The 5,611-nt window shown below is 39.6% G+C and carries 5 protein-coding genes; 4 read left to right on the forward strand and 1 reads right to left on the reverse strand.

The window, feature by feature from the left end:
* The 4 genes from L990_RS20435 to L990_RS15695 all read left to right on the forward strand — a co-directional run.
* On the forward strand, positions 1-276 hold a 276-nt coding region (locus L990_RS20435; RefSeq protein ID WP_231562292.1), incomplete at its 5' end, for a hypothetical protein.
* 404 nt (positions 277-680) lie between these two features.
* Positions 681-965 carry a hypothetical protein gene (locus L990_RS15685; protein ID WP_047451338.1) on the forward strand — a complete coding sequence of 95 codons (285 nt, stop codon included), beginning with the start codon at positions 681-683 and terminating at the stop codon, positions 963-965.
* A gap of 209 nt (positions 966-1,174) precedes the next feature.
* Entirely contained in the window at positions 1,175-2,110 is a 936-nt protein-coding gene (locus tag L990_RS15690; RefSeq protein WP_047451341.1) for a hypothetical protein, read from the forward strand.
* A 42-nt stretch (positions 2,111-2,152) separates the two neighbouring features.
* Positions 2,153-2,971, forward strand: a complete 819-nt coding sequence (locus L990_RS15695) for a hypothetical protein (protein WP_047451343.1) — start codon at positions 2,153-2,155, stop codon at positions 2,969-2,971.
* A 1,245-nt stretch (positions 2,972-4,216) separates the two neighbouring features.
* Here L990_RS15695 and L990_RS15700 read toward each other — a convergent pair.
* Positions 4,217-4,948: a LuxR C-terminal-related transcriptional regulator gene (locus L990_RS15700; protein WP_047451346.1), complete on the reverse strand. Its 732-nt coding sequence runs from the start codon at positions 4,946-4,948 to the stop codon at positions 4,217-4,219.
* Between the last annotated feature and the right edge of the window lie 663 nt (positions 4,949-5,611).

Consider the following 5,611-nt stretch of genomic DNA (forward strand, 5'->3'; position numbering starts at 1 on the left):
AATGGTGTTAAAGCTACATTCTCAACAACGAGTGGGTATGTCTCAGGCTTTACACCAACTTCACAAGTCAATTACGCAGATATTCCTGCTAGTGGTACAAAGTGGGCTGATTATGTTGGGAGTTCGAGTACTTCTGAATTTTATCTTTATTATTACACTATCAAATTTACGGTTTCAAATTCAACGCCTGCGAATACAATTATTCCAATTAACATTAGCATTACTGACGAAAATAGTAATACTTGGTCAAGTAGTTTTAATGTTACAGTGCAATAAAACAAGACGTGATTAAAACTGTATATGAATTGACAATAAGTTTCACTAAGCGCCGTTTAATAAAAGCATAAGATTTTCTATTCGAATAACCTCTACTAAAGTAGACTAAACAAACGCACGAGCCTCAACATAATCTGTTACTATGTCAAATATAGGAAGCAGCTAAGACCGCAATTGAACGGCAAAACGAGTAGAATCATACTAAAGTGCAGCCATAACAACGGCTGCACTTTAATTTTATTATTTTTAATTGCGGTTTGTAAACCGCAATTTTGCAGAGGCAAGCTACAATCAGAACGAAGCGGAGCAAAACTTCGACTAACCTTATGCGCTGATGTAGACTACAGCGAACAAGGAATTAAATTGCGGCGTACAGACTGCTACTTAATAGTTAGATAAATACAATGAAACAACAAGCTACCATTATTCATAAAAGTTTCAAATACAGCTATGATAGAAAACGAACTACGAATGTTGATTTTGATATTACAGAGGAAAATGGTAAAAAAGTAGCGAAAAATATTGCGCTCATTTCCAATTGGCGTGCTCATTACCCTCAAAGTCCAGAAATAGGCAAAAATGCTCGTGGTGAATATGTTTTCATCGAGAACGGCTGCTGGACTACCAATGGAGACATGCAACAAATCATAAAGCGAATTCTTCGGATGGTCGATGAAACCGAAGGTTGACAATGCAATAGGTTATTCTTGCTAAGGGTAGCATCATCGACATACCTGATTAAACAAGATTTCCAGCCTGCTATTAATGCGACTAAAAGCCACAACATTATAAAAGCGTAGGCAGAGCCAACACTTAGCGAAGGACTCAGTCTTCGACTAGCCTTACAGGCTGATGTAAACTACGCCGAGTTGAGAAGAAAAAACATAAAATTTGACAAATGAAAATCTATAGAATTGTACTAACTGTAGTGATTGTGTCTTTGTGTAACCTAGCGTTAGGTCAGGATTTACCAGCGATTGAAAGTACACATGAAGTAAATCTAGATGGGAAAAAGGAATTGATTAGAATTACCTACAATGATTCGTGCTATTATCTTAATGGTAAACAGATGCACACAATAAAATCAATTAAGGATTCAATCTGCCCAATAATAAAAAGTAAAAACATTGGCTATGTTGATATTCCCACAGGATATGTTTCTATTTATTTGAATAAAAAAACGAAAATATCGGTACTTGATTCAATTATAAATGAATTGCAAGGACTCAATCTTTTGACAGTCTACTATAAGCTTAGTGGCAAAGAAAACAATGGATATCTTTTAAGATTGCCTATTTCTTCTGAATTAAAGATTGAATATTTTAAAAATAATGGTTTTTACTATCCTGGTATTACAGAATGGATTAGTTGTTTAGTGGAAGAAAATAATGAAGATGAATGTGTTGAAGAAATTATTCAACCGATAAGTCTAGAAAAGCCCAAGGATATATTACTTAGATTAAGGAATAGTGAGATGAAAGGTTATGAAAATGACAATGATATTTATTTGTTAAAAGTAAACGGTGATAGTCTTATAATTGATGGTGCAAAGGTTAATTCAAAGTATATTTCCGATTCGATTAGCAATATTTTGGAAAAAGGAAACTATAGTTTTGTCATAGAAATGAGTTCGGATAATACTTATGACGACTATATAAGATGCTTGTATTATGTTATTAGCGAAATTGAAAGAAAAAGGGAAAAATATGCATTGAATTTAACTGAAAGTGGAAAAAATATGGACAACAGTGAATATGTTGTGAGAAGTAAATATCCAATTAGGTTACGATCTGTTTTCCCAAGTGATAGTAAATTTCTTAGTAACATTCGTTAATACTGTATGTACAAATGGGCTGTATTGTAATAATATAACAGCATGAAATACTACCTATTTACTCTTATTCTTCTTTCTGTAAGCTACAATGTGTTTTCGAGCGGTTATGAAATGGGTTTACTAGAGAGAACCAGGCATGCTAAAGATGTACTGGAAATACAGGTTATAAGTTCGAAGGATTCTTCTACTTGGATAACTTATCCAAACGGTTTTAACCGAAGGGAGACACATCGAATAGTTACAAAGTGCATTGTATTAAAAAGTAGCATTGCTAATCTAAAAGACACGGTAAGCCTTATCTTTGAATTGAGCGATTATTGCAATTATGACTCTCTTGGTAACTTAAACTATGGCATCTATCCTTACCTAATGCACTCTACTATGGAGTTTAATATGCAAAAGGGGGATATTTATTCGTGCTTGGTTAGGGTTCCGGATAAAAAGATATCGCAGCTTAGGGCTGATTCCATTTCCTACGAGGTGATGTGTAAAGAGCTATTTGGGGCAAAAAAGATTGTAGATTACTTGGAAAAGCGTTACCCAAAAGAGATATACAATCATTACAACTCGAAAGTGTTTTACTTTGTACAATCACCAGCAATAGATACAGTAGTATTTTATAATCCTATTAATAAAAGATTTACTTTGCTAGTAAACGACTCATTCAAGGAATCAGAAGAGATTGGTTTTGATGTAAGCAAGCGCTTGTTTTTCGATAGGGTATACTTTTATCAAATTATTGGATTAGATAAAACGTACGAATTAAGCAAGGATGATTTGTCAAACTTTGTAATGCCATCGAGAAACAGAACAACTAAAGGAATTCCCATTGTTAAGAAAAAGAAAACGTTTCTCAGTTAAGCGTAGCTACCTCGCTACGCTTGGTTAAGCAAGGCTTATAGCCTGCTATTAATGCACCTAAAAGCCATAACATTACAAAAACGTAGGCAGAGCCAACGCTTAGCTAGGGAAGCATTATTAAGAGAACAACCATCCTCAAAAGAGTCGCACTACTCGCTTCGCAAATCTCAAATCGCACATCGCACTACTCAATACTCAATACTCATATCTCATATCTCCCTACCATTTTCCTCTTTTAATTTTTCATTTAACAAACTCCATCCGGCAGCTTTGTCATAATAGAAAACCACCCTTCCATCCGTCAACACCCGTGGCGAAGCCACACATCAAACGGCGGAAATCCATGTTTGAGCAACACTCGGAAGGCAGTTTGTGACCAAATGAGAAAACGACAATCGTTCTACCACCGCAACACAAACCATCAAGAACCCATAAGCCGATGGTGCGAGTTAATTTTCGCCATGTTTTTTCGATTCCTTTTTTGCGCCAAAAAAGGAATGGCAAGAACATATTATAAGAGAATAAAAATCTAGTATATGTACAACTCTCGAAAAGGTGTCTATCATCTATAGGAGCCCCATAAATCAACAGTGAGGCCACAACATTACAAAAGACTAAGCAGAGCCAACGCTTAGCTAGGGAAGCATTATTAAGAGAACAACCATCCTCAAAAGAGTCGCACTACTCACTTCGCAAATCTCAAATCCCACATCGCACGACCCATTCTTCACTTTTTATTTTTCATTTTCCCTTTTCATAGAAAAAACTCTTACCGGTCACTGCCGCATATAAAGACCTCAAACCTTCCATCCGTCAACACCTGTGGCGAAGCCACACATCCAACGGCGAAAATCTATGTTTGAGCAACACTCGGAAGGCAGTTTGTGACCAAATGAGAAAACGACAATCGTTCTACCACCGCAACACAAACCATCAAGAACCCATAAGCCGATGGTGCGAGTTAATTTTCGCCATGTTTTTTCGATTCCTTTTTTGCGCCAAAAAAGGAATGGTAAGAACATATTATAAGAGAATAAAATCTAGTATATGTACAACTCTCGAAAAGTTGTCTATCATCTATAGAAACCCCATAAATCAACAGTGAGGCCACAACATTACAAAAGACTAAGCAGAGCCAACGCTTAGCTAGGGAAGCATTATTAAGAGAACAACCATCCTCAAAAGAGTCGCACTACTCACTTCGCAAATCTCAAATCCCACATCGCATATCGCACATCTCAAATCTCAAATCCCCATAAAGCGGATGTAGGCCTTTACCTCGGCGACGGTGTTAAGGGCCAGCTTGGTAAATATGTTATCGCGATGCTTCAGCACGGTGCCAAGGCTGTTGCAGCAGTGCTGGGCAATCTCCTGCGGCTTAAGACCCTGCCCTATAAACTGCAGGTGCTTTACCTCGGTGGCTGTAAGCCGTACCTTTTTGCTGGCATGCAGTATGTGCTGCTGGCGGGTGTCTACCAGGTAAACGCCGCTATGGCTAGCCTGCTGGTTTTTGCACTCCACCTGCTGCAGCACCAGCATGTAGCGCTGCTTGCAACCGCAGATACTCTCGATCAGCCGCAGCTTAAGCTGGGTGCGGCAGTAGGTACCCTCCTCGTTGGGCAGCAGAGCCTCTGCCACCAGCGCCAGCGGGAGCACTTCGTGCGTAGGCCTCCCCCCAAGCGAGGCGCTGGCCAGCGCCTGCAGCTCGGCAATGCGCCCTTGGGTGGTCGGTTCGGCCATGCCCTGTAGCTCCGATAAGGTTACCCGCCTACCCTGTAGATTCTTGAACCCGCAGCGGGGCTCGGCCAAGAAGAGAAACGGCTCCGAAAGCGAGGAGGAAAACGCCATCATGGCCGTGGAGAGGCAAACAATCTCCGAGAGCGCACCAAGCCATCGGCAGGGAATGGGAAAATGGGGACGGTTGCTGCAAATTGCGATGGAGCTATCGGGCTTAAGCATAGGCGTATAAATTGCCATGGCATATATTTATTATGGTAGATATGTTACATAATAGCGTACTGCGGTGAAGTTTTGGCCGGAGTGGCCCCCACGTATCCCATCGACAATAGCCACCTGTTGTGAAGGCGGCCTCAAAAAACTTTCCCCAATCAGTTTTCTGAGCTGTAAATTAGTAAAAAGGGGGCCTTATAGCTCTCCTTTGCCCATCTTTTTTAAAAAATAGGGTGGATACAGTACAAAATAGCATGGATAAAAGCAGGTAAACGGAAGTAGCCGCAAAAAGTCGCTCAGTAGTAAAGAATCCTTCCTCGGATATCTTAACGCTAGATAAAAGCGATTCGACCTTAGACGCCCCTTGGACAAAGGTACCCTCAACTCATTTCCTCCTTTTGGTAATTCATTTTTCATTACCCTCCACCCTTTTTCACGTCAGCCCTCCCCTTCCATCTGTCACCTCCATGGCGTCAGCCACACAACAAAATCTCATATCGCATATCTCATATCGCAACACCTGTTTTAGCAACACTCGAAAGGCAGCTCTTACCAAATGAGAGTTACTTTTTTGCGTCAAAAAAGTAACGTAAAAGTTAATACCAGCATGAAATCCTCCTGCTTTAGAATAAGCATATGAATGCAAGGAAGCATTATAAAAAAAGAACCATCAGCAAAAAGTCGCAAATC

Origin of the sequence: Alistipes sp. ZOR0009, from assembly GCF_000798815.1 — a bacterium.
GTDB lineage: Bacteria > Bacteroidota > Bacteroidia > Bacteroidales > ZOR0009 > Acetobacteroides.